The 22842-nt window shown below is 55.8% G+C and carries 20 protein-coding genes, 1 pseudogene and 1 riboswitch; of the genes and pseudogenes, 11 read left to right on the plus strand and 10 right to left on the minus strand.

Translation table 11 applies throughout. The annotated features are described in order from the left end of the window. Nucleotides 1–1551 (minus strand): proton-conducting transporter transmembrane domain-containing protein, encoded by a 1551-nt coding sequence (locus ACXADZ_RS22585; RefSeq protein WP_475200104.1) that lies wholly within the window; start codon nucleotides 1549–1551, stop codon nucleotides 1–3. Between the two features lie 115 nt (nucleotides 1552–1666). Between ACXADZ_RS22585 and ACXADZ_RS22590 the strand changes: the two genes are divergently transcribed. Further along, nucleotides 1667–2545: a LysR family transcriptional regulator gene (locus ACXADZ_RS22590; RefSeq protein ID WP_475200105.1), complete on the plus strand. Its 879-nt coding sequence runs from the start codon at nucleotides 1667–1669 to the stop codon at nucleotides 2543–2545. 14 nt (nucleotides 2546–2559) lie between these two features. On the opposite strand, the gene ACXADZ_RS22595 is transcribed toward ACXADZ_RS22590, so the two are convergent. From ACXADZ_RS22595 to ACXADZ_RS22635, 9 genes and pseudogenes are all read right to left on the minus strand, one after another. Beyond that, nucleotides 2560–3570 (minus strand): FecCD family ABC transporter permease, encoded by a 1011-nt coding sequence (locus ACXADZ_RS22595; protein WP_171094819.1) that lies wholly within the window; start codon nucleotides 3568–3570, stop codon nucleotides 2560–2562. A gap of 1 nt (nucleotide 3571) precedes the next feature. Then, a complete protein-coding gene (locus tag ACXADZ_RS22600; protein WP_475200107.1) occupies nucleotides 3572–4522 on the minus strand; it encodes an ABC transporter substrate-binding protein in 951 nt (316 codons plus the stop codon). Nucleotides 4523–4534: 12 nt separating this feature from the next. Then, a complete protein-coding gene (locus ACXADZ_RS22605) occupies nucleotides 4535–5311 on the minus strand; it encodes an ABC transporter ATP-binding protein (RefSeq protein WP_171094817.1) in 777 nt (258 codons plus the stop codon). Further along, the gene (locus ACXADZ_RS22610) at nucleotides 5308–5664 is read right to left on the minus strand and encodes a DUF1636 family protein (RefSeq protein ID WP_475200109.1); all 357 of its coding nucleotides are present in this window, start codon (nucleotides 5662–5664) and stop codon (nucleotides 5308–5310) included. The genes ACXADZ_RS22605 and ACXADZ_RS22610 overlap by 4 nt, the downstream gene beginning before the upstream one ends. 239 nt (nucleotides 5665–5903) lie before the next feature. Then, nucleotides 5904–6101: riboswitch (cobalamin riboswitch) on the minus strand. A 99-nt stretch (nucleotides 6102–6200) separates the two neighbouring features. Continuing rightward, the gene (locus ACXADZ_RS22615) at nucleotides 6201–6866 is read right to left on the minus strand and encodes a D-lyxose/D-mannose family sugar isomerase (protein WP_475200110.1); all 666 of its coding nucleotides are present in this window, start codon (nucleotides 6864–6866) and stop codon (nucleotides 6201–6203) included. Nucleotides 6867–6881: 15 nt separating this feature from the next. Continuing rightward, a complete protein-coding gene (locus tag ACXADZ_RS22620) occupies nucleotides 6882–7808 on the minus strand; it encodes a carbohydrate kinase family protein (RefSeq protein ID WP_475200111.1) in 927 nt (308 codons plus the stop codon). Nucleotides 7809–7847: 39 nt separating this feature from the next. Then, a complete protein-coding gene (locus ACXADZ_RS22625; protein WP_475200151.1) occupies nucleotides 7848–8897 on the minus strand; it encodes a glucokinase in 1050 nt (349 codons plus the stop codon). Beyond that, nucleotides 8874–10175 (minus strand): annotated as a pseudogene (locus ACXADZ_RS22630) (GH1 family beta-glucosidase); the annotation flags it as partial. The pseudogene ACXADZ_RS22630 and the gene ACXADZ_RS22625, both read right to left, overlap by 24 nt. Nucleotides 10176–10177: 2 nt before the next feature. Next, nucleotides 10178–11209 carry a LacI family DNA-binding transcriptional regulator gene (locus tag ACXADZ_RS22635; protein WP_171094807.1) on the minus strand — a complete coding sequence of 344 codons (1032 nt, stop codon included), beginning with the start codon at nucleotides 11207–11209 and terminating at the stop codon, nucleotides 10178–10180. Between the two features lie 219 nt (nucleotides 11210–11428). On the opposite strand from ACXADZ_RS22635, the gene ACXADZ_RS22640 reads away from it, so the two are divergent. The 10 genes from ACXADZ_RS22640 to ACXADZ_RS22685 form a co-directional block, all read left to right on the plus strand. Next, nucleotides 11429–12787 (plus strand): ABC transporter substrate-binding protein, encoded by a 1359-nt coding sequence (locus ACXADZ_RS22640; RefSeq protein ID WP_475200113.1) that lies wholly within the window; start codon nucleotides 11429–11431, stop codon nucleotides 12785–12787. 55 nt (nucleotides 12788–12842) lie between these two features. After that, nucleotides 12843–13850, plus strand: coding sequence for a carbohydrate ABC transporter permease (locus ACXADZ_RS22645; protein WP_171185461.1), 1008 nt, complete (start codon nucleotides 12843–12845; stop codon nucleotides 13848–13850). Between the two features lie 3 nt (nucleotides 13851–13853). Further along, nucleotides 13854–15002, plus strand: a complete 1149-nt coding sequence (locus tag ACXADZ_RS22650) for a carbohydrate ABC transporter permease (RefSeq protein WP_171094801.1) — start codon at nucleotides 13854–13856, stop codon at nucleotides 15000–15002. Between the two features lie 9 nt (nucleotides 15003–15011). Continuing rightward, complete coding sequence (locus ACXADZ_RS22655; RefSeq protein ID WP_475200115.1) at nucleotides 15012–16667, plus strand: alpha-glucosidase; 1656 nt, start codon at nucleotides 15012–15014, stop codon at nucleotides 16665–16667. Nucleotides 16668–16670: 3 nt separating this feature from the next. Then, nucleotides 16671–17753, plus strand: a complete 1083-nt coding sequence (locus ACXADZ_RS22660) for an ABC transporter ATP-binding protein (protein ID WP_475200117.1) — start codon at nucleotides 16671–16673, stop codon at nucleotides 17751–17753. Nucleotides 17754–17833: 80 nt separating this feature from the next. Continuing rightward, entirely contained in the window at nucleotides 17834–18583 is a 750-nt protein-coding gene (locus ACXADZ_RS22665; RefSeq protein ID WP_475200118.1) for a sugar phosphate isomerase/epimerase family protein, read from the plus strand. Continuing rightward, complete coding sequence (locus ACXADZ_RS22670) at nucleotides 18583–19629, plus strand: LacI family transcriptional regulator (protein WP_475200120.1); 1047 nt, start codon at nucleotides 18583–18585, stop codon at nucleotides 19627–19629. Before ACXADZ_RS22665 ends, ACXADZ_RS22670 begins: the two co-directional genes overlap by 1 nt. A 22-nt stretch (nucleotides 19630–19651) precedes the next feature. After that, a complete protein-coding gene (locus ACXADZ_RS22675; protein WP_475200122.1) occupies nucleotides 19652–20401 on the plus strand; it encodes a basic amino acid ABC transporter substrate-binding protein in 750 nt (249 codons plus the stop codon). 64 nt (nucleotides 20402–20465) lie between these two features. Continuing rightward, entirely contained in the window at nucleotides 20466–22112 is a 1647-nt protein-coding gene (locus tag ACXADZ_RS22680) for an amino acid ABC transporter permease (RefSeq protein WP_475200124.1), read from the plus strand. Continuing rightward, nucleotides 22109–22842: beta-galactosidase (locus tag ACXADZ_RS22685; RefSeq protein WP_475200126.1), on the plus strand; the 734-nt coding region annotated here is incomplete at its 3' end. The genes ACXADZ_RS22680 and ACXADZ_RS22685, both read left to right, overlap by 4 nt.

Consider the following 22842-nt stretch of genomic DNA (forward strand, 5'->3'; position numbering starts at 1 on the left):
TCATACAGACCGCCGCGTGGACCATCCGTCCAGCAGCCGATCAAAGATTGCGTTGGCATAAAGCCCGTTGGACAGATGCACCCGGATACCAGCCGCTGCCGGATGAGACGCCCAAAGCGGGAAGGTTGACTGAGCCAGTGCCACTGCACCAAAGCTGAAGAGCGCCAGAACGATCAGTGCCCATTCCAATGGTCCCGCAGAAGGTGTGGCTGGCAAAGTCCCGGCGCTCAGATGCTGCGCTGCAATTTGCAGAACGAAGTAGCTGACAGATGTTGCTCCGGCATAGATGACGGTGCGGCGGGTCAGGGCTCCGGGGGCTGCATCGGCAAATCCCTGCGCCAGCAGATAAGCGACGCCGAAGATCAGGATGACGCCCAGCGCAATGGCCTGAACCGATTTCCCATCGATCCCGAAAACCGAAGCGACCACACCGTAGATCAGAATGCCGGTTGCGAAAGCCAGCAATACGTTGCGTGCGCTTGGCACAGCCACTGGCCCCGGCCGGCGGATCGCCGCAACGTTGCGCACGGCTTCACCGGCGCTAAGGAAGGCATGCGCTTTATAAAGTGAGTGCGCCACGATGTGCAGCAGCGCCAACGGGAACAGTGCCAGCCCGCATTGCATGATCATGAACGCCATCTGAGCGATTGTGGACCATGCCAGAGACGTCTTTACCGCTGGTTGTGTCAGCATCACCAGCCCGCCAAACAGTGCAGTGAACCCGCCCAGCATGACCAGCAAGGCCATGATGCCCGGTGCGACCAGCATCACATCGGCAAAGCGGATCAACAGGAACCCACCGGCATTAATCACACCGGCGTGCAGCAGTGCAGAAACCGGCGTCGGTGCTTCCATAACCTCGGTCAGCCAGCCATGAACAGGGAACTGAGCTGACGCCAGCACGGCGGCCACTGCGATCAACAGGGCCGCTACAATTGTCACCATGGTTGGCTGTGCGGATGACAGGATCGTGGCGATATCGGTTGTTCCGTAGCCGATGATCAACAGGACTACGGCCAGCGCAAGTGCGGCCTCGCTTAGCCGCGCCACAACCGCCTTTTTGCGCGCTGCACGCTGTGCCGTTGTGCGTTCCGGGTAGAACAGCAGCAGTTGATGCAGCGCCAGGCTTGTTGCGATCCAGGCTGCAAGAAGTTGAGTGAGGTTGCCGGACATGACCAGCAAAAGTACGGAAGCAAGCGCAACGGACATCCATCCGGTGAAGGCGCCCTGTTTCTGTTCCCCATCCATGTAAGTCGCTGAATAACGCAGGACGATCCAGCCAATAAAGCTGACCAGAACCAGCATCGTGGCGCTTACCGCGTCCAACCGTACTGACAGTCCGACGCCCCAGAACCCGATCAGTGCCGATGTTCCGGATCCATTCGCAATCAGCAACACTGCAGATAGCGCAGACACAGCAAAAGCTGCCAACGCAGCCCATTCTGCGATTTTAGGTAAGTTGCCCGGGCGCATCCCCGGATGACGGCTGCAATAAAAAGCCGACCCTAAAAAGATCAGCGGACTCAGGAGGGGTAGAAGCAAATAGCTCATGCGTGTGTCCCTTGACGTTCGATACTGACTCGAATTGTTCAAGGAGACATATTTCGCGTGCCATCATATGAAAAATACATTGTTTGATTAAATACGTTCGGTTAAATAGAACGATATGCCGCTTAACTATCATCATCTCCGCTATTTCTGGGCGGTTGCCCATGACGGCAATCTGACCAGGACTGCACAACGTTTGAATCTGTCACAGTCCGCCTTGTCCGTGCAGATAAAGGAATTGGAAGATCGCCTTGGCCATCCCCTGTTTGAGCGCAGAGGCCGCAAGCTGCACCTGACCGAAGCCGGACATATCGCGCTGGACCACGCAGATGCGATTTTTGCGACAGGCCAGGAACTTGTGGCAACCTTGCAAGATGCTGGAAACACGCGGCAGGCGCTGAGGGTGGGGGCGCAGTCCACCCTGTCGCGGAACTTTCAGATTCGCTTTTTGCGGCCCATATTGGCGCGTGTTGATGTCGAGGTCATCTTGAGGTTTGGCAGTCCAAGTGAGTTGCTGGAGGGGCTTGAAACGTTGAATTTCGACTTGGTCCTCATGAACCACGAACCCGCGAGTGACAGCCTGACCAGCTTTGTCACTCATCATCTGGCCGAACAACCGGTGAGTATCGTTGGAACCCCGGATCGCCTTGATCCGACGCGCCCGATACGGGATCTGTTGGAAGAACAACCTTTCATCCTGCCCACAACCAACAACAGTGTTCGTACTGCGTTTGACGCTATGGCCAGCCGCATGTCGGTACGGCCTCAGGTAGCTGCCGAGGTGGACGATATGGCCATGATGCGGCTTTTGGCGCGCGAGGATATCGGCTTGGCTCTGGTGGCTCCGATCGTTGTTCAGGATGAGCTGAACTCGGGCCGTTTGGTCGAGGCAAATGAGCATCCGAAGATCAAGGAAAACTTCCACGCAATTACGTTCAAGCGCCGGTTCCCTAATCCCTTGGTGCAGGAGCTTTTGTCACACGGACCAGACACGTAGGCCAAAATCTGACGTCAATCACCGCGCGCGGATTTGAACAGATATAGGAACACAAAAAGAGACCCGATCGACGTTGTTACGATACCTACGGGCAGTTCTTGAGGGGCCAAAAGCAGGCGGGACAGAATATCCGACATCGTCAGCAGGATCGCCCCGACGATAGCTGAGGTAATCAACAGGTTTCTGTGCAGCGTGCCGGCAATGCCCCGTGCAATATGAGGGACCATTAACCCGACAAAACCAATAACGCCGGCCACGGAAACAAAGCTCGCCGTCGCCAATGCCGCGACAAAGAACATACTAAATCGCAAGCCCTGAACGGGTATGCCAAGAGAGGACGCCGTGAAATCTCCGGTTAAAAGGGCATCCAGCCAGCGACTGCGGTAAAGAGCATAACTCAGGATCAGAGCCAGTCCGGTCAGAACCAGTGGGAATGTCTCCCACCGTGCAAGGCCCAACCCGCCAAGCATCCAGAAGATGACCGAATGCGCCGCGCGATTGTCGCCGGAAAAAATCAAATAGTTTGTGATGGCCGAGAACAGAAAGGACACGGCTAAACCGGCTAGAATCAGTTTTTCCGGCGCACTTGTGCGCAGACCCTGAACCAGCGCCAGAACAATGCCCGAAGCAATCAAACCCCCGCAAAATGCCGCCAAGGGCAGGGTCCAGATGCCCAGTACATCACCCGTGACGGTGATCACCAAAACCGCCCCGGCAGCCGCGCCAGACGACAGGCCAAACAAGAATGGATCGGCCAGGTCGTTGCGCGTGGTTGTTTGCAAAACCACACCAACAACCCCCAATCCTGCCCCGATGACCGCGGCAAACAAGGCGCGGGGAAGGCGCAAGTCGAAAACAATCCGGTGAAGCGGGGACATGTCGCCATCGATCAGGCCTGTTCCTAGACCAATCGCGGCGACCACGTCCCGCACAGGAATATTTGTTGTTCCATAAACGATGGACAGCAGCAAAAGGGCGATCAGAACGATCGCCCCCAGCAAGATCGAACGGCCCAAATGGGCCATATCAGTTGGTCTCCGGGTGCATTGCCTTGACCATCTTTTCGATGGCCTCAATGTTTGCCGGGCCGGGTGTCAGCTCTTCGTAGCGCAGGCCGATCCAGCGCTCGTTCTTGACTGCATCGGTTTGAGACATGACGGGATGATCTTTCAGGAACTGGAAGGTGTCTTCTGCACCGTTTCCTGTCTGATAGTCCAGCAGAACCAGGAATTCCGGGTTTGCAGCAGCCACGGTTTCCCACGACGTGCGACCCCAGCTGGTGTCCATGTCATGGGTCACATTCTCTCCGCCTGCAGCGGCGATCATCGCGTCCGGTATCGCAAATTTGCCAGCGGTAAACGGCGCATCTGCCGGCCCGTCCAACAGGAAGACACGTGGTTTGGGCAGATCAGCTGTTTTGGCTTCGATAGCGGCCAGTTGGTCTTTCCAGCCCGAAACAAGCTCTTGCGCCTTGGCTTCGACGCCCATGACCTGACCCAAGCGCAGAACGTCGCCAAACAGCAGGTCCATGCTGGCCTCTGGGCGGTCTTTGTTCAGATGTACGCAGCTTTCGGTCAGAACCATGGTCTTGATGCCGAAGGGTGAAAGGGTGTCCGGAGTAACCTCGCCACCCGGCTGCATACCGTAATACCACCCTGCAAAGAACATGTCGGGTTCTACTGCGATGAGGTTCTCAACAGTAGGGTATTTTGGTGCAAGCTCTGGGATATCACCGCGCTGTGCATCAAAATCAGGGCTCGTCTTGTACCAGCCCGTGATGCCGGTCAGGCCCACGATCTTGTCTTGCAGGCCCAATGCGAACGCCATGTCGGTCATGTTCATGTCGTGGACAACGATCCGCTCGGGCGCGGTTTCAAAAACCAGCGGTTCGCCGCAATTGTCCACTGTGATGGCTTCGGCGGCCGCGCCGCTTGCCAGGCCAGTGAACAGAGCCGCAGGCCAAAGTTTCTGCATCATTGTAAGCTCCTGTTATGATGACAGTTTTCTTTTTCGGATATCCAGCGCAGGGATCATGCGGCCTTCATGCTGAAAGCATAGATAATCCACACCAAAGGTGTCGCGGACACGTTCTGAGGTCAGCACGTCGCTGACCGGGCCATAGCCCGTCAGGCGTGTGGATTTCATCAAAGCCACATGCGTGGCGAATTCCGGGATCATGACCAGATCGTGGACGATCATGACCACCGTGACGCCCAGCTCGGCCACCAAGGACAACATGTGCCCCTTGGCGTCTGGATCCAGGTGATTGGTCGGTTCGTCCAGAAACAACAGGGATGGGTTTTGTGCCAAAGCGCGCGCGATGTGAGCGCGCTGTCGCTCGCCACCCGATAGCTGGCTCATCGGCTTGCGGGAAAGATGAGACAATCCGGTTGTTTCCAGAACTCGATCAAGATCTACCTTATGCTCGGTTGCCGATTTATCCGCCTGAATCGGGATTTGCCCAAGCGCAACATAGTCTCGCAAACGCAACCGACCGTCTGGCATTTCTTGCTGGCCTACGACCGCGATGGTTCGGGCACGCTCATGCGCGGACAGGGTGCGCAAGCTTTTGCCTCTTATAAGCACATCACCCAGAGCAATACGTTCTATTCCGCAAAGCAACTTGAGCAGTGTTGTTTTTCCCGCGCCATTCGGTCCCGCAATTGCCAGAATCGAGCCCTCCTCCAAGCCGAAGGACACGTCCTGCAAAAGGACATCGCCGTTCAAAGCGTAATATTCGAGACCCTCGACCGACAGAAAACTCATGACACCCTCTCGGTTGGCAGGGCCGGTATTCGAGACAAGGTCTTGGTGAATAACGCGGGCGGGCGTTCGGTTGCACTTGTCCAGCCATCGGAACTAAGGCGGTATTGTCCGGCGAATTCCACCACTGCGTCCAGATCCAATTCCGTGTCGATGTCTCCAAACAGATACTGCGCCTTGCCCGGTGCCTGAAGGCCAATGGTGGTTGGTCGGGAACAACCCGCCATGCAATCAACTGTTCGAATTGCAAATCCTTCGGGCAATGTTTGCGTCAGTGCGCCAGTCACTTGATCGGTGGACATGGCACCTGTGCAGGTCGCACACACAAGAATGAAATGATCAGCGGTTTTCGTCATTACTTGTAGCGCTTACTGCGGGTTGGACTGAGATGCAATGTTATAACGTAACGTGTCTCTGAATTAACGGCACAACAGGATGCCTCAGCACTGTAGGTATTGAAGAAGAGCTTATTTCTGTAAGTCACCTTTAACACTGTCCGCTCCGCTTGAAACCAAGCGCGGACAGAAGGTGCTACCAATGTAAACACGCGAAAAACGTGCCATCAAAGCCTCCTTCCAGGACGCCCCGCCCCGGGTTGGTTGAACATCGGATGGCAGGTCTCCTGACTTGCGGGTCAAGGCTCGGCCCACCTTCCCAACCCTTTCGGGGTCAGTGGCGTAATGGCGTCGCTCTCCGCTTACAGTTGCGGGGGCAGTCACGGACTTGGCAAATAACTGTACCGCACCGTATTCCCATTTTCATCCCTTACGGAACCATCCCGCTCAGCTAGTCTCGTGGTGCTGGACTTGTCAAGCAAGAGAATGAGTGGCGTTTGACGAAATCACTTGGGCTCAGCCCAGTTGTCTGTCGGTCATTGTCAACCCGGTCTACCTCAGTAGTCGGAAACCAATAGGAAATCTGGCGCGACATCTTCCTCGATCTTTGAAAATCGAGGGATCGGATCTTCGAACACATTATCCGTGCGATCGTCGTTCACGGTCGAAACCTCGCCAATAAGGCAATCACCTTGCTCGGCCCAGAACGCGTGCCAAACTCCGGGCATCAGGGTTACGCTTTGTCCCGGTTTCAGGCGTAGATGCTCACCTGGTTGCAACGTGACCGGGCAGGCATCGCTGGGCACTGTGACAGGCGTATGCCGGTCGATGCCGCCCTCTGGGTCCGATGCATAAATCTCCATCACCAGATCGCCGCCGCCTCGGTTGATGATGTCCTCTGCCTTGACGATGTGACGATGCATCGGAGACAGTTGTTTGTCTTTCGAGATCAGCAATTTTTCGGCATACAGCATCCCGCGCCCGGACTTCAGATCATTCACCTCGCCGTTGCGCAGCGTGAAAAGAAACAGGCCCAGTTCATCGAACCGGCCCTGAGCGTAGTCGGTGATGTCCCACCCTAACCCGCGGCTGCGGATCGTGTGCGCCACCGGGCTGCGCAATTGTTCAGGTGACCAATCTGCAAAAGGCGGCAGTACAGCGCCAAACGATTGAATGAACGCCTGCGCTTCGGACTTGATGCGATTTATGTCGGATCGTTTCATCGGATTTTCCAAGAATTATAGCTCATGGGCCCACGGCGGCTCCGCCCCGGCACGCGATACGGTTACAGCTGCAACTTCGGCGCCCAGTTCCATGGCCGCGCGCAAGGAGTTGGCAGTTAAGTTGCGTACAGCGGGTTTTGTCAGATGCCCGGCGCGGCTGAGACCGATGAGCACACCGGCATTGAACGTGTCCCCCGCACCGATCGTATCCACGACTTGCACCGGTTTTACCGGCACCGTCACTTGCGATCCATCCGCCAGATACCCGTTTGCGCCATCGCCGCCCCGGGTCACGATCAGCGCTGATGGTCCGGCTTGCAACAACAAGGCTGCTTTGGCTGCTTCGGGTTCCGCACCGGGAATGATCCAGTCCAAATCCTCGTCCGACACTTTGACGATATCGGACAGCGCGATCATGCGGTTCAAGCGCGTTCGAAAGCGGGTTTGATCCTGAATAAAACCCGGACGAATGTTGGGATCCAACATGACAGGGCGGTCGCTTCCGTGTTGAGCCAACAAAGATGCATAGGCATCTGCACATGGCTCACACGCCAAGCTTATACCCCCAAGATACAAAGCCGAGATGGCAGGGAGTTGGTCTGGCATATCTTCGGGTGCCAACATACGGCCAGCCGTGTTTTCATCAACGAAACTGTAGGTTGCGTGCCCATCTTCAAGTTGTACAAACGCAAGAGTAGTGGGGCGATCCGAGACAATTACATGCGAAACGTCAACGTGACTTGCCTTTAGCGCGTTGATCAGTTGCTGACCAAACATATCCGTAGAAACACCGGTCAACATCCCCACGGACTCACCCAAGCGCCCCATGGCAACAGCGGTATTCAGGATCGCGCCACCCGTATGGGGCACAAAGCCGCGTGCGCCGGACACTGTCGGCTCGGCAATCATGTCAATCAGGGCTTCCCCACAGCACAGGATCATTCCAACGTCCTTTCCCAGAGCCTCAAGCGCACGAGTTGTTCATCGCTTTAGTGCGTTTTTGCAAAAATTGTTCGCCCCGATGATGCCGAACTCGGCCTGTTCTGAGACGTAAAGGTTCAAGGATTTACGAAGCTCGCTGAAACGCCCGCCGCCATTAAATGCGTCCTTGAAGTCCTGATCAAACAGCCAGCGGTTTTTCTCGGCGACCCCGCCGACAAGAAACACTCCACCAGCAGGCATAAGCGTGACAGCCATATCACCCATAAGCGCGCCTAGATGCGTTGTGAACATCTGCGCAGTTTTGACTGCGATGGGGTCCGAAGCATCGCGGGCTTCCGTCAAAATGTCTTTGGCCGAACGAAACGATGACCGCCCGGTGCCTGCTGCCAACCCGACCGCCTGATACAGGATTGGAAGGCCAGTTCCGCTCAGAAACATCTCTGCTTCCAAAGCAAGGCTATCGCCAAAGAAACAGTCAGGAGCAATGTGACGGGCGGCTTCAAAGACGTCGACCTCGTCCCGGTGACGCGGGTACAGCCCAACATGCCCACCTTCGCCGGAAACTGTGTGATAGTGACCTTCGGAAAACAGCAATGCTCCGACGCCAAGTCCGGTGCCGGGGCCAACCACCAAACGCGTGCCTGCTGGTGGTTTCGCCTGACCTTGCAAAACCGAAACTTCGTTCTGTGTGACGTCAGCAACTGACCAAGCCGCAGCCGTAAAGTCATTGATAACAAAAGTATGTTCCGCCCCGGTCGCCTGCGCCAGTTCCAACTCAGACAAGTCCAAATTGGCGTTTGTAAGGCGGATGACGCCGTCTCTGACAGGACCAGCCCCAGCGGCAACAACCGCCTGAGGATTTGTGCCAACCTCATCGCGCAACGCGTGAAATGCGTTCAGCAGGTCATCCAGAGTTCCAGTTGGGTGCTTGCGCAGGTCTGTCAGTTCGCCGTTTGTCACAACGCCCAGACGTGTATTTGTTCCACCGATGTCCGCAACCAAATTCCAGTGCTCATGCACAGATCCGGATGGTTGCGCTAACGGCTGAGAGACGTTCTGCCCCTCTGAAAGGGCGGATTTAAGCGCCACGAACGACGCTTTGGGCGTTCTTTCCAGAGTTTCAAAATCCACGTCCACCAGTCCAAACCTTTTCTCGTATCCGAAGGCCCATTCGTAATTGTCCAGCAGAGACCAGACAAAATAGCCTTTAACCGGAACACCTTGTGCCAAAGCGTCCTGCACGGCTGCAAGGTGTGTATCAAGATATTCGATACGGTCCTCATCCCGCACGCGCTCTGCGCTCGCCATTCCGTTTTCGGTGATATAGATTGGTAGCCCGCCCGTATAGTCCTTCTGTGTGCGAACCAGAAAACGGTTTAGGGCAGAAGGGTCTATTTCCCAACCCATTTGCGTTTTTGGCAATGGTCCTGGAACATCCGTCAAGCTGGGCCATGCGGAATCGTTCGAGGCAATCAGCTTTCGCGTGTAGTAGTTCAATCCGCACCAATCGACCGGTGTGCCAATTGTCTCGAAATCATCCTGCCAGCCAGAGGGCAAGTGCGGCTCAAGGCCGTCCAGCACCAATTGAGGATACTCTTTCCTGAAAACACCACCAAGAAAGAACCGATTGTAAATCGCGTCATACCGGTCCGCTGCAAGTCGCGCTTCGACGCTGTCATCGGCGGGTTCTGCCCACTCAAGGTTGAACACCGCACCAAGGTTGCTCATGCCAAGGCTGCGCATGGCTTGAATGGCGCGTCCATGAGCAAGCAAAACGTGATGCATTGCGCGGGCCGTGGCGCGAATATCGCGCAAACCGGGCGCAAGATGGCCCTCGAAATGGCTGAGCCAACTGACACACCATGGCTCGTTGATTGGGGCCGCACTGAACATCCTGTCACCGATGCGGCCCATGATGATTTCGGTGAAGTCTGCGAACCATCCCGCGATGTCTCGGTTGCACCAGCCCCCCTGATCCGCAAGGGCGGAGGGCAGTTCCCAGTGATACAGCGTCACACACGGGCGGATTCCGCGGGCCAGCAGCGCGTCTGCCAGCCGGTCATAGTAATCCAGCCCGGCTTGATTGATCTGGCCGCGACCTTCCGGCATGACACGCGCCCAACTGGTTGAGAACCGATAACAGTCAAAACCGGCCTCGCGCACCAGATCGAAATCCTGCTCGAACCGGTTCAGGTGGTCGCAGGCCAGATCGCCGTTTTCCTCACGCACCACATTGCCGGGCGAGGCCGCAAATGTATCCCAGTGCGTTCGCCCGGCACCACCCTGTGCATGCCCTTCGATTTGATAAGCCGAGGTTGCGACCCCGAAAAGGAAATCTTTTGGGAAGTCAGCGCGAGAATGTTTCATGATTACGTCCTGTTGGGCGCAGGGCCAGTCGAGCGGCCAACAACCAGTTCGGCCTCAAGTAATTTGGTATTGGGCGGACCATCCGGAGACTTGATCCGATCAATCAGCATCTCTGCGGCCATTTCCCCGGCTTGGCGGACAGATGATCGGGTCGCTGTGAAAATCGGGATGTCTTGCCCGTTCTTCAGATACGAAAGGTCATCGTCATGTGCGATGACCGAAACGTCGCGCCCCATAACTAAGCCTGCTTCGTCAATCGCGCGTCTGACCCCGATGGCGGAAATCATCGAGGATGCCAAAATAGCTGTTGGAGGGTCATCAAGCTGCAACATGCCGTGCGTTTCCCGATGCCCGAAAACCTCGGTCATCTCGGCGCTGCGCATCAGGTCAGGGTCTGCGATTATACCGCCTTGCTCCAGCGCCGCCAGATACCCCGCACGTCTGCGCTGTGCAAAATCCATCTCCTCCAGCCCGTTGATAAGGGCGATCCTGCGGTGTCCAAGATCAATCAAAAACCGGGTCGCCCGCAAAAACGAGCTTTTGTTGTTTACATCTATCCAGTCGTAAGGCGTATCCGCGCCCGTTGAACGCCCATGCACGATGAACGGCACTCTCATACGTTTGAGGACCTCGATCCGAGCTTCGTTCACTTTTGGACCTTGCAGCACAATACCATCAACGGCCCCTCGCTGAAAAAGGCTGCGATAGGCTTCTTCGATCGAGGTATCGTCAGCGTTGGTGAACATCATGTCGTACCCATGTTCCGCATATTTCTTTGCTGCTCCGGCGACAAAATCTCCGAAGATCGGGTTCACCATTTCATGTTGCGACGAACTGGGGATCACATGTCCGATAACCATGGATCGACCGGTTGCCAGCCCCTTTGCTCGGCTGTTGGGACGATACCCATGTTTCTGAGCGGCGGCTTGCACACGTACACGCGTTCCCTCGCTGACCTCGGGATAGCCGTTCAGCGCACGGCTTACCGTTGTTTGCGAAAGACCCAGAATTTCTGAGAGCTGCTTTAGGTTCATTATGCTATTCAAAGCGCCTTCAATTGTGTGCACGCACTTGTTGTGTGGGCAATTTAAGCGTCCGTCAACTTGTTTTGCCGCAAATGCCAGATTTATTAATATTGCTGGATCGGGAAAGCGAATTATTGACAGAGAGAAAATGTTAGCGGATAACACATCGCATCCAAAGCGCTTTGAAACTGAGTCTGCAAGCGCGCGAAAACTAGGGAGGAGGATGAGATGAGACACTCGCTTTTTGCAGGTGCGGCGGTGTTCGCCCTGATGGCTGGGTCTGTTCAGGCGGAAGGTGAATTGATCCACGCCGTAGGTGAGGGCAGCTTTGACTGGGACGGGTTTCAGGCTTTTGCCGATGCAAACGATCTGTCCGGGGAAAGCCTGACCATTTTTGGTCCTTGGCTGGCGGGTGAAGGCAAATCCTTTGAGAACCTTGTTGCGTATTTCGACGAGGCAACAGGCGCGAGTTCCAGCTATGTGGGTTCAGATTCGCTTGAGCAGCAAATCCTCATTGACGCGGCAGCAGGCTCGGCGCCGAACCTGACGGTATTTCCACAGCCCGGTCTGGCGGCAAATCTTGCGAAGCAGGGGTATCTGACACCGCTGGCCGAAGGATCGGCTGACTGGATCAAAGATAACTTTGCCGCAGGTCAGTCCTGGGTCGATCTGGGCACCTTCGAGAACGATCAAGGCGCTGCCGAGTTCTATGGTTTCTTCTTCAACGTGAACGTGAAATCTCTGGTCTGGTACATCCCGGAGAATTTTGAAGACTTCGGGTACGACGTGCCTCAGACCATGGAAGAGTTCAAAGCGCTGATGGACCAGATGGTCGAAGATGGCGAAACCCCCTTGTGCGTTGGTTTGGCATCGGGTGGTGCAACCGGATGGCCTGCAACCGACTGGGTAGAGGATCTGATGCTGCGCACTCAGCCGCCGGAAGTTTATGACCAGTGGGTGTCGAATGAGATGAAGTTTGACGATCCTCGGGTGATCGCTGCAATTGAGGAATATGGCAGCTTTACCCGCAACGATGACTATGTTGTCGGGGATGCTGACGACACCGCCGCGATTGACTTCCGCGACAGCCCCAAGGGTTTGTTCGACAGTCCTCCGGCCTGCATGATGCACCGCCAAGCGTCGTTTATTCCGGCGTACTTCCCTGAGGGCACCGAATTGGGCGTTGATGCCGATTTCTTCTATTTCCCGGCTTATGCTGAAAAGGATCTGGGTACTCCGGTACTTGGGGCGGGCACGCTGTTTACTGTCACCAACCCGAACCCTGCTGCCGAAGCGTTCATGGAGTTCCTCAAGACACCTTTTGCGCATGAGATCATGATGTCGCAAGACGGCTTCCTGACGCCTCACCTGGGTGCTAACCCTGAAAACTATTCCAACGACACCCAGCGTGGGCAGGGTGAAATCCTGACCAATGCCACCACTTTCCGCTTTGACGGGTCTGACCTGATGCCAGGTGCCGTTGGGGCGGGTACGTTCTGGACCGGGATGGTGGATTATTCGTCGGGTGCAAAAGACGCAGCCACCGTGGCCAGCGAAATCCAGTCGTCCTGGGACGCGGCCAAGTGATCAACCGCTGGGGCGGTCTTAGGATCGCCCCGCTTGCCAAACGGATGAGCGCACCATGACACCGGCACTTCAAGGCCTGCTGACGATCGCCATCGGCGTGTCGGGTTGTGTGGGCTATTTCTACCTCTCCAACCAGTTTCTGGACAAAGTCCTGTTCCCGCCGCGCGGGCCGAATGCGGGGCGCAACATCAACCGGGCCAACATGATCCGGCCATGGCTGTTTCTGTTCCCTGCGCTTGCTGCGCTGGGGCTGTATCTGGCCTATCCGGTTGTTGAAACGCTGCGCCTGTCACTCACGGAGCGTGTGCCCGGCGGCGGGTACAAGTGGGTTGGTTTGGACAATTACTCGCAAATGGCGGCTGAGCCCAAATTTTGGGAGGCCATGCGCAACAACATGTTCTGGCTGATTGTTGTGCCGGCCATGTCCACGGCCTTTGGTCTGCTTGTCGCGCAATTAACCGACCGCATCCGCTGGGGTAACTTCGCCAAATCTCTGATCTTCATGCCGATGGCGATTTCTTTTGTCGGCGCTTCAGTGATCTGGAAACTGGTCTATGATGCGCGACCTGCAGAACAAGACCAGATTGGCATCTTGAACGCGCTCTATATCTTTTTTGGCGGGGCCGAACCGCAAACCTGGCTGACGGTCCCGTTCTGGAACAGCTTTTTCCTGATGATCGTTTTGGTTTGGATTCAGACCGGTTTTGCCATGGTCATCCTTTCGGCAGCCCTGCGGGGCATTCCTGAAGAAACCATCGAAGCAGCCATTCTGGACGGCGCGAATCCGTTCCAGATCTTCTTCAAGATCAAGGTACCCCAGATCAAGACAACCATCCTTGTTGTTTGGACGACGATCACAATCACCGTGCTCAAGGTCTTTGACATCGTTTTTGCGATGACCAACGGCCAGTGGGAGACACAGGTGCTGGCTAACTATATGTACGACAAGCTTTTCCGGGCCAATGACTGGGGCGTCGGATCAGCCTCGGCCATGGTGATTATGCTGCTGGTTGCTCCGATCCTGGTGTGGAATGTGCGCAACGCCCGCAAGGAGATGGAGTAAGCCATGAGCGATATTGCAGGAACCAAACCGGCGCTCAGATGGGTTGTGCACCTTTCGGTCGTCTTTCTTGTGGTGTTGTGGGTCATTCCAACTTTGGGTCTGTTGGTCTCGTCCTTTCGGACAGCCGACCAAATCTCATCAAGCGGGTGGTGGCGATCGCTGTTTCCATCCGAGCAGAACCTGACCCTTCGCAGCGCTGCGCCTGAAACACAGGTGTTGGAAAACGGCGTATACGTGATTGAAGGCCAATTGTTTGACGCGGGCGAGCAGGCAAAAATTTCGAGCTGGGGCATCAGTGCGCGCGAAGTCGACGCCTTTGCGCCCGGCCAAACGGCTGAACTACGCCGAGGTGGCACGATCACAGTGGACGCTGATGGTAATTACCGGATGGAAAACACCGAAGAGTTCACCGGAAACCGCGGCGCACGTATCTTTGTGACGGCTGAGTTGCCGCCCGAGTTCACTTTGGACAACTACCAGAAAGTTCTTCTGGATCAGAGCAGTACGGACAGTATGGCCAAGGCGTTTTTCAACACTTTGACCGTAACGATTCCGGCAACGATCATCCCGATTCTGGTTGCCGCCTTTGCGGCCTATGCGCTTGCCTGGATGGATTTTCCCGGTCGGGCATTGTTAATCGCAGCGGTTGTTGGGCTGTTGGTTGTTCCGCTTCAATTGGCCCTGATCCCCTTGCTGAAATTTCACCTGAATATCGGCATCGGTAAGGGTTATCTGGGCGTCTGGCTGGCACATACCGGGTTCGGGATGCCTCTGGCGATTTATCTGCTTCGCAACTACATGGCCGGATTACCACGTGACCTGATCGAAAACGCGCGCGTCGACGGTGCGACTGAGTTCCAGATCTTCACCAAACTGATCCTGCCGCTCAGCTTCCCGGCGCTGGCGTCTTTCGCGATCTTCCAGTTCCTTTGGACATGGAACGACCTTCTGGTTGCGAAGGTCTTCCTGATCGACGCGACAGGCCAGACGACCGTGATGACCAACCGCATCGTCGAGCTTTTGGGGACGCGAGGTGGCAACTGGGAAATTCTTGCGACCGCCGCCTTTGTCTCGATCTTTGTGCCGCTGGTCGTTTTCTTCGCAATGCAAAAATACCTGGTCCGGGGCCTGTTGGCCGGATCTGTAAAATAGAGGCGTCTGATGAACGTGCAGAACAACCTTGAACACGGCAAAGCAACAAAACTGTCTTCGGATTGGTGGCGCGGAGGGGTGATTTATCAGATCTACCCGCGCAGTTTTCAGGACAGCAACGGCGATGGGATCGGTGACTTGAAAGGCATCACCGCGCGACTGGACTATATCGCGTCGCTCGGCGTCGATGCGATCTGGATCTCACCGTTTTTCAAGTCACCAATGAAAGACTTTGGATACGATGTCAGTGATTATCGCGACGTCGACCCCATGTTCGGAACGCTTGAGGACTTCAAAGAGCTTCTGGATCAGGCGCATGCCAAAGGACTGAAGATCATGATCGATCTGGTTCTGTCGCACACGTCGGACCAGCACCCTTGGTTCAGCAAAAGCCGCAGCAGCCGTGAGAACCCGAAATCCGACTGGTATGTGTGGGCTGATCCCAAGCCGGATGGCACACCACCAAACAACTGGCTTTCGATCTTTGGCGGCTCGGCCTGGCAATGGGATTCTCGCCGCCTGCAGTACTATCTGCACAACTTTCTGACATCGCAGCCGGATCTGAATTTCCACTGCCCGGATGTTCAGGATGCTTTGTTAGACGTCGCACGGTTCTGGCTTGATCTTGGCGTAGACGGCTTTCGGTTGGACACAATCAATTTTTACTTCCATGACAAAGAATTGCGCGACAACCCAGCCCTGCCGATGGATCAGCGCAACGCATCGATTGCACCAGCAGTCAACCCGTACAACCATCAGGACCACCTATTCTCGAAAAGCCAACCCGAAAATATCGCATTCCTTGAACGGCTGCGCGCGCTGACGGACGAATACGAAGGCCGCGCGTGTCTGGGCGAGGTCGGCGATGCGCAGCGTGGGCTCGAGATCATGGGTGAATACACCTCGGGCGATCAGCGGATGCACATGTGCTATGCGTTTGAGTTCCTTGAGAAACGCGCGCTGACGGCCAGTTACACCAAACATGTCTTTGACCAATTGCAGGCCAAGGCAGGGGATGCATGGCCCTGTTGGGCGTTTTCGAACCATGACGTGCAACGCCATGCCTCTCGCTGGAATTTGGATGATGCCGCGGCCCGGCAACATGCGGTTCTCATGATGTGCCTACGTGGCTCGGCTTGCCTGTATCAAGGCGAAGAATTGGGCCTGCACGAAGCAGATGTGCCGTTTGAGAAGCTACAAGATCCCTATGGCATCGAGTTCTGGCCCGAATTCAAAGGCCGCGACGGTTGCCGTACGCCAATGGTTTGGCAAGCGCAGGATGAACAGTCCGGCTTCAGCACCGCAGAACCCTGGCTGCCGGTCAGCGTCCAGCAGGCTGAGCACGCGGTAGACCGGGCCGAGGCGGATCCGCAATCGATGCTGAACCACTATCGCCGCGCCATTGCACTGCGTCATGCACACCCGGCTTTGGCATCTGGACGCCTGTCTGAGATGAACGAAATAGGTCCGGTTCTGACTTTCCTGCGTGAGGATAGTTCCGAGCAAGTTTTCTGTGCGTTCAACCTCGGATCAGACACCACAGAGGTGAAGGTACCGGACGGCGATTGGCAGTCCATCGGTCTGGAATTGGGTGGCATTCAAGGCGACAATTCAATCACTTTGGCGGCTTCGCAATTCTGCCTGATGGTTCGGGGAAAGGGATAAGACATGTCTGAACTCAACCTAACGGATGTCGCCAAGTCTTATGGCCCTATTGACGTTCTGAAGAACATCAATCTCGACATTGAGCAGGGCGAACTGATCGTTTTTGTTGGTCCTTCCGGTTGTGGGAAATCCACTCTGCTTCGGATGATTGCCGGTTTAGAAAAGATTACAGGCGGCACGCTGGAAATCGAAGGGCAGGTCATGAACGATGTGCCGCCCGCACAACGGGGCATCGCGATGGTTTTTCAAAGCTACGCCCTGTATCCCCACATGACCGTGCGCGAAAACATGGCGTTTGCCCTGAAAATCGCCAAGATGCCTACGGCCGAGATTGACGCTGCGGTAGAGCGTGCCGCCAAGATTCTGCAACTGGACCCCTTTCTGGACCGGTTGCCCAAAGCTCTATCCGGCGGTCAGCGACAACGTGTTGCGATCGGGCGCGCGATCGTGCGCGACCCAAAAGTGTATCTGTTTGATGAGCCTCTGTCGAACCTTGACGCAGCCCTCCGGGTCGCCACACGGATCGAAATCGCGCGGCTGAAAGAGGCCATGCCCGACAGCACCATGATCTACGTCACCCACGATCAGGTCGAAGCGATGACATTGGCCAGCCGGATTGTGGTTTTGGCCAACAAGGGTATTGCGCAGGTTGGCACACCGCTTGAGCTTTATGAAACGCCCGACAACGAGTTTGTGGCCCAATTCATTGGCTCGCCTTCAATGAACCTTTTGCCCGGAACGATCACCGGAACGGGGGCAACAACGACTGTCGAGCTTGCCTCGGGCGGCACCGCCGTTTCCGCGATCCCGACCGAGGACAGTGATCAGGGCAAGCAGGTCAAGATCGGGGTGCGCCCTGAAGACTTTGTCATCACAGAAAGCACCGCGATCCTGACTGGAACCGTTGATTTCACCGAGGCTTTGGGTGAAGTCACACTGTTGTACTTTGAAAAAACCACGGACGCAGAAGCGCCAATTGCCAAACTGCCTGGTGTTCAAAGGAATATGCGCGGACAAACGGTTTCCGTGACCGCAGCCCCTGAAAAAGTACACCTGTTCCACAACGGCGTATCGATGCGAAAGTGATAGCATCAGGCGTTCAACGCGACGCTTGACAACGCGATAGTTCGTATTTCACCATAATTGAAACGTTTCAATGGTGGTGAATGAGAGTTTCAGCCCAGCTTTATACCGTTCGGCAATGTGGCGATCTGTCAGATCAGCTGCGTCTGGTTGCAGCTTGCGGTTTTACTGATGTCGAAACCACTGGCCTGCATGATCTCAGCCCGCGGCAGATGGCACGCATTGTTCATCAATCGGGTTTAAATGTTCGGTCGGCGCATTTTGACTGGGAAGAGTTCGACACCCGTTTCGACGAGGTCTTCGAAGTTCTGGGTCTTTTGGAATGCCAGGTGGCCGTCATGCCTTGGCTGGCGCCCCAGGTGCGGCCCGACACTGCCCGGGGATGGATGGCAGTGTCGGGCCAGTTGTCTGAATGGGCTGATCAGCTTAGTGAACACGGCATCCGCCTTGCCTATCACAATCATGATTTTGATTTGGTGGGAAACCCCGGTGAAACGCCTCTGGATCAAATACTGGCCCAGGGGAAAGTTTATTGGCAGCCGGATGTCGGCTGGCTGCAAGCTTCTGGTCTAGACCCTGCGGCAACACTCACTCTCCACGCAGACCGAATCCTGTCGGTCCATGCAAAAGACATCGATCCGGATGCTGGGACAGGTGACGAATGTTGGCGCGATCTGGGTGAGGGCGTTGTGGACTGGGGTGCCACATTAAATGCCCTCGCGCACAGCAACTGCACCGATCTGTTTGTAGAACATGACGAAAGTTCTAATCACAGACGCACGTTGAACACAGGGCGGATGTTCCTGACCGAACAGCTGATCGGGGCCACCTGATGGCGCGGGCGACGATCAAATCGATTGCCAAGAAGACAGGCTATTCTGTTGGCACGGTCTCCAACGCGTTGCGGAATGCCCCGTCAGTGAAACAAGAAACGCGGGAAGAAGTTCAAAAGGCCGCTGCCGCCTTAGGTTATCGGGTCAACCTGGATGGGCTCAAGCTGCGCACCAACAAATCCTACCGGATCGCGGTTTTGGTGAGCGTGTCTGAAGAGTCCGCCGAGGAATGGGAAGGCGTAGAATTCACGCGTATTTTGGCCGGAATATCTGGCGCGGTTCAGGGGTCGCGCTATCAACTGAGCGTTTTCAGCATAAGCGAAAGCGACACTGAACTGGAGACCTTGCGCTCAATCGTGCAAGAGGGTTTGGCCGATGGCGTGATCTTCTCGGGCACCCGTGTGAACGACCCACGCATCGCATACTTGCAGGCCAAAGGATTCCCTTTTGTCACATATGGTATGAGCGACAGTACCCGGCCGCATGCCTATGTAGACCTCGACAGTCAGGCGGCGGCCTTCGATGCGACCGCGCGACTGATCCGCCTGGGTCATCGTCGGATCGCATTGATCAACCCTCCTGATGATCTGATCTATGCGCAACAACGCCTCAAGGGTTATGCAGATGCTTTGTCAGAGGCAGGGGTAGGCTTCGACCCGACACTGATAGAAACCGGGCCAACGACAGCAGAGACAGGCCAAGTAGCCTTTTCTGCACAAATGAAACTGCCGAACCCACCAAGCGCTATAATTTGCGCTAACGAGGCGATGACCCTTGGCGCCTTGTCAGCCGCAGCCAAAACAAGAGTGAGGGTCGGGCAGGACGTTGTGGTCATTTCAAACGATGACCTGAAACTCAGCCAGTACTTTGTGCCCCCGCCCAGCACCTATTACCTGCCCATCGGTGAAACGAGCCGCCTGTTGGGAGAGTTCATGCTGAAAGCCTTGGACGGCGCTGACCCGCCAGAGATTCAAAAAAAGATCAGGGCCAAATTGATCGAGCGGCAACCTGACACGCCTGCGTCACAAGATGCGCAAGTAACCTAGACCAACAGAGGAGAGACCAAACATGTTCAAACACCTAATTGCCGCGGCGACGCTTGCCGCGATGGCAGCGCCCGCAGCTTTTGCCGCTGATCTAGAAGGTCGCGTGCTCAAGATCGGGACGGACGCGACCTATCCGCCGATGGAAACCGTGGATGAAACAACCGGTGAGATTGTGGGCTTTGACGTTGACGTCATGAACGCCATTTGCGAGCGCGTGAACTGCGTTCCAAACTTCGTCAACACGGCGTGGGATGGCATCTTTGCAGCCCTTCAGCAAGGCGAGTTCGATCTGGTGATCTCGGGCGTCTCAATCACGCCGGAACGAGAAGAAACAATGGATTTCTCCGAGCCATACATCGTGGTCAGTCAGGCGATCCTGCTTCAGGTCGACAACGCGGACATGACGTTGGACGATTTCAAGGCGGGTGGTCAGAAGCTTGCCGCACAAACCGGAACGACCAACGCGCAACTGGCCGAGGAACTGGTGGGCCGTGAGAATGTCAGCCTGTATGACAACTTCTCGGCCGCCATTCTGGCGCTGCAAAACGCAGACGTTCAGGGTGTGATTATCGATGGCACATCTGCATCCGCATACGAGCAGGAATTTGCTGGCGAACTGACCATCGGGATAACCGGTCTGCAATCCGACCCGCTGGGTATCGTGTTTCAGGAAGGCGACCCAACCGTCGACGCAATCAACACTGGCCTCGCAGCTATCAAGGAAGACGGCACGCTGGACAAGCTGATGGCCCAATACTGGGGCACCAACTGATCCCCTGAACACCTGCAGCCCGGCGGAGCTTTTTCGCCGGGGTTTTGACTTAGCGGAGAACCCCATGTCGCGCCTGAGCTCGATTCGCCCGAGCAACCTTGTGTTGCTCGCTGCCGCGCCGTTCATCATTTACCTGTTTGCCACCTCATCCAAGTATTTGCGATCTCTGGTCGCCATCCTGGGGATCGGCAACAATGCGGGACCTATCTTTGTCGGGTTTTTGCTGATCCTGACAACGGCGATCCTGGGCTATCTCTGCGCCCGCCACTCTCGTTTCCAGTTGCAGGCGCCAGCCTGGTTGCGTGTCTCGGCAATAGCGGCATTTCCGGCTGCGGTCGGGCTGTCGATCCTTTCCTTTATTGCGCCTCAGATTCTTTTGCCTTTCGCCGAGTCAGTGTTTTTTCATGCACTTAACGAAAACACTTCAACTTTGATTGACCGATCCAGCCAGACCTGGGTGCTGTTCCCCGAAGTGGTAACTCAGGTCCAGACCGGTTTACAGATTTTGCTGGCGATCTACGCGGTTGTCGTCGCGCTGTGCTTTGTGTCGGGCCGTCTGGCCAACCCATTGCGCAGTTTCGTGCAAATTGGGTTTGAGGTTCTGACCGGAGCTTCTTTGTTCTACCTGATGTTCATGGCCCATTGGCAATTCGCCACCGGGGTTGCGATCACGTTCCGCGCGGCGATCTTTGCTTACATCTTCGCGGCTATCCTTGGACTTATCTGGGTTGGGCTGCAATCATTCAAACCCAAAGCGCGCACAACGATGGTCTATGGTGCGATAAGCTTGGGTCTTTTGGGCGTCTCGACCTTCTTCTTCATGCAGCCACAGGTGAATTATGTCCTTGTTGGCAGCACGGACGCCCGCATTGCCATTGTGCGCGGCACCCCGCAGGCGCAGGCAGACATTATCCGTTTCGGTGAATTCGAAGGTGGCGGAGAACAAAACTATCGCATTCGCAGCGCCACAGACGCAGCGGCGGCGCTTGAGCAAATAGAAACTGTTGACAGCGTGTCGGGGGCATTTGTCCCGGTTGAGGCGCACACTCAGGGTTATCCTGTGCTCTGGCAAACCAGCTTTTTGCCGGACAAGTTTCGCAATCCGGCGCTGGCTTTTGCAGTTTTTGGCTTTCTGCTTTTAACGCTGACCATAGGCGGAGCGCAGCATAAATTGCACCCGCTTGCTGTCGGGGCCGAGTTCTTTGTGGACACCATCCGGGGCATCCCGATGCTGGTGATCATTCTCTACATAGGTTTGCCGCTGGCCGGTGCGGTCAAGGACGCCACAGGCGGCGGTATAGACATGACGAATATGACACGCGGGATCATCGCCATCTCGGTGGGTTATTCCGCCTATATGGCCGAGATCTTCCGATCTGGAATCGAGGCGATCCATAAAGGACAGTTGGAAGCGGGCAGTTCTCTGGGGCTGTCTCGGTGGCAAACTGCACGGCTGATCGTCCTGCCACAGGCATTGCGGATTGTGACACCGCCTTTGGGTAACGAATTCATTGCGATGATCAAGGACACCTCTTTGCTGTCGATCCTTTCGGTCCGGGACATGACCCAGAGAATGCGAGAGTTTCAAGCCGCCAGTTTCCTGCCGTTCGCCCCATTTAACACAGCGGCCATCCTTTATGTCGTGATTACATTGGGATGCGCCAGCTTCTTGAAGTGGATCGAGCGGCGCACCGCAAAGGACGATAGATGAGCAAGCTTGAACTGGGGGTTTGCTATTACCCCGAGCAATGGGACCCGTCCCAATGGCGCGACGATGCCAGACGCATGGTCGAGATGGGGTTGGATTGGGTGCGGATCGCCGAATTCACCTGGGGTCTGATCGAACCCGCGCGTGGGCAATTCCGCTGGGATTGGCTGGATGAGGTGATCGAAATTTTGGGGGATGCCGGGCTGAAGGTTATGATGTCGACCCCCACGGCCGCCCCGCCAAAGTGGCTGATCGATGAGCACCCCGAAATTCTGCCAGTTGGGCCGGACGGTCGGGTCAGAGGATATGGCGCGCGCAGGCATTACTGCTTTTCCAGCGAAATCTATTTGTCCGAAGCCCAAAGGATCGCAACCGAATATGCCCGCAGGTATGGAACAAACCCTCATGTCCACGCCTGGCAGATCGACAATGAATATAACGACCACGATACGGTGCTTAGCTATTCAGAAGCGGCACGTATCGGATTTCGGCGCTGGCTGGAACAGCAATACGGAACTATCGACGCGTTGAATCAGACATGGGGAACAGTGTTTTGGGGATCGCTTTATTCATCGTTTGAGCAAATCGAGCTGCCAATCGGCTTGGTTGCTGCCCCGAACCCGACGCAAGCGCTGGACTTCATGCGGTATTCTTCAAACAGGGTACGTCTGTTCAACAAAGCGCAAGTCGACGTTCTGCGGAAATATGCTCCGGGCCGCGAGATCACGCACAA

It is taken from the genome of Ruegeria sp. ABM4_193 (genome assembly GCF_056158705.1).

Coding starts and splice junctions, on each gene's coding strand:
- ACXADZ_RS22585 (WP_475200104.1), bottom strand. CDS start 1,551: ATGAGCTATTTGCTTCTACCCCTCCTGAGTCCGCTGATCTTTTTAGGG.
- ACXADZ_RS22590 (WP_475200105.1), top strand. CDS start 1,667: ATGCCGCTTAACTATCATCATCTCCGCTATTTCTGGGCGGTTGCCCAT.
- ACXADZ_RS22595 (WP_171094819.1), bottom strand. CDS start 3,570: ATGGCCCATTTGGGCCGTTCGATCTTGCTGGGGGCGATCGTTCTGATC.
- ACXADZ_RS22600 (WP_475200107.1), bottom strand. CDS start 4,522: ATGATGCAGAAACTTTGGCCTGCGGCTCTGTTCACTGGCCTGGCAAGC.
- ACXADZ_RS22605 (WP_171094817.1), bottom strand. CDS start 5,311: ATGAGTTTTCTGTCGGTCGAGGGTCTCGAATATTACGCTTTGAACGGC.
- ACXADZ_RS22610 (WP_475200109.1), bottom strand. CDS start 5,664: ATGACGAAAACCGCTGATCATTTCATTCTTGTGTGTGCGACCTGCACA.
- ACXADZ_RS22615 (WP_475200110.1), bottom strand. CDS start 6,866: ATGAAACGATCCGACATAAATCGCATCAAGTCCGAAGCGCAGGCGTTC.
- ACXADZ_RS22620 (WP_475200111.1), bottom strand. CDS start 7,808: ATGATCCTGTGCTGTGGGGAAGCCCTGATTGACATGATTGCCGAGCCG.
- ACXADZ_RS22635 (WP_171094807.1), bottom strand. CDS start 11,209: ATGAACCTAAAGCAGCTCTCAGAAATTCTGGGTCTTTCGCAAACAACG.
- ACXADZ_RS22640 (WP_475200113.1), top strand. CDS start 11,429: ATGAGACACTCGCTTTTTGCAGGTGCGGCGGTGTTCGCCCTGATGGCT.
- ACXADZ_RS22645 (WP_171185461.1), top strand. CDS start 12,843: ATGACACCGGCACTTCAAGGCCTGCTGACGATCGCCATCGGCGTGTCG.
- ACXADZ_RS22650 (WP_171094801.1), top strand. CDS start 13,854: ATGAGCGATATTGCAGGAACCAAACCGGCGCTCAGATGGGTTGTGCAC.
- ACXADZ_RS22655 (WP_475200115.1), top strand. CDS start 15,012: ATGAACGTGCAGAACAACCTTGAACACGGCAAAGCAACAAAACTGTCT.
- ACXADZ_RS22660 (WP_475200117.1), top strand. CDS start 16,671: ATGTCTGAACTCAACCTAACGGATGTCGCCAAGTCTTATGGCCCTATT.
- ACXADZ_RS22665 (WP_475200118.1), top strand. CDS start 17,834: ATGAGAGTTTCAGCCCAGCTTTATACCGTTCGGCAATGTGGCGATCTG.
- ACXADZ_RS22670 (WP_475200120.1), top strand. CDS start 18,583: ATGGCGCGGGCGACGATCAAATCGATTGCCAAGAAGACAGGCTATTCT.
- ACXADZ_RS22675 (WP_475200122.1), top strand. CDS start 19,652: ATGTTCAAACACCTAATTGCCGCGGCGACGCTTGCCGCGATGGCAGCG.
- ACXADZ_RS22680 (WP_475200124.1), top strand. CDS start 20,466: ATGTCGCGCCTGAGCTCGATTCGCCCGAGCAACCTTGTGTTGCTCGCT.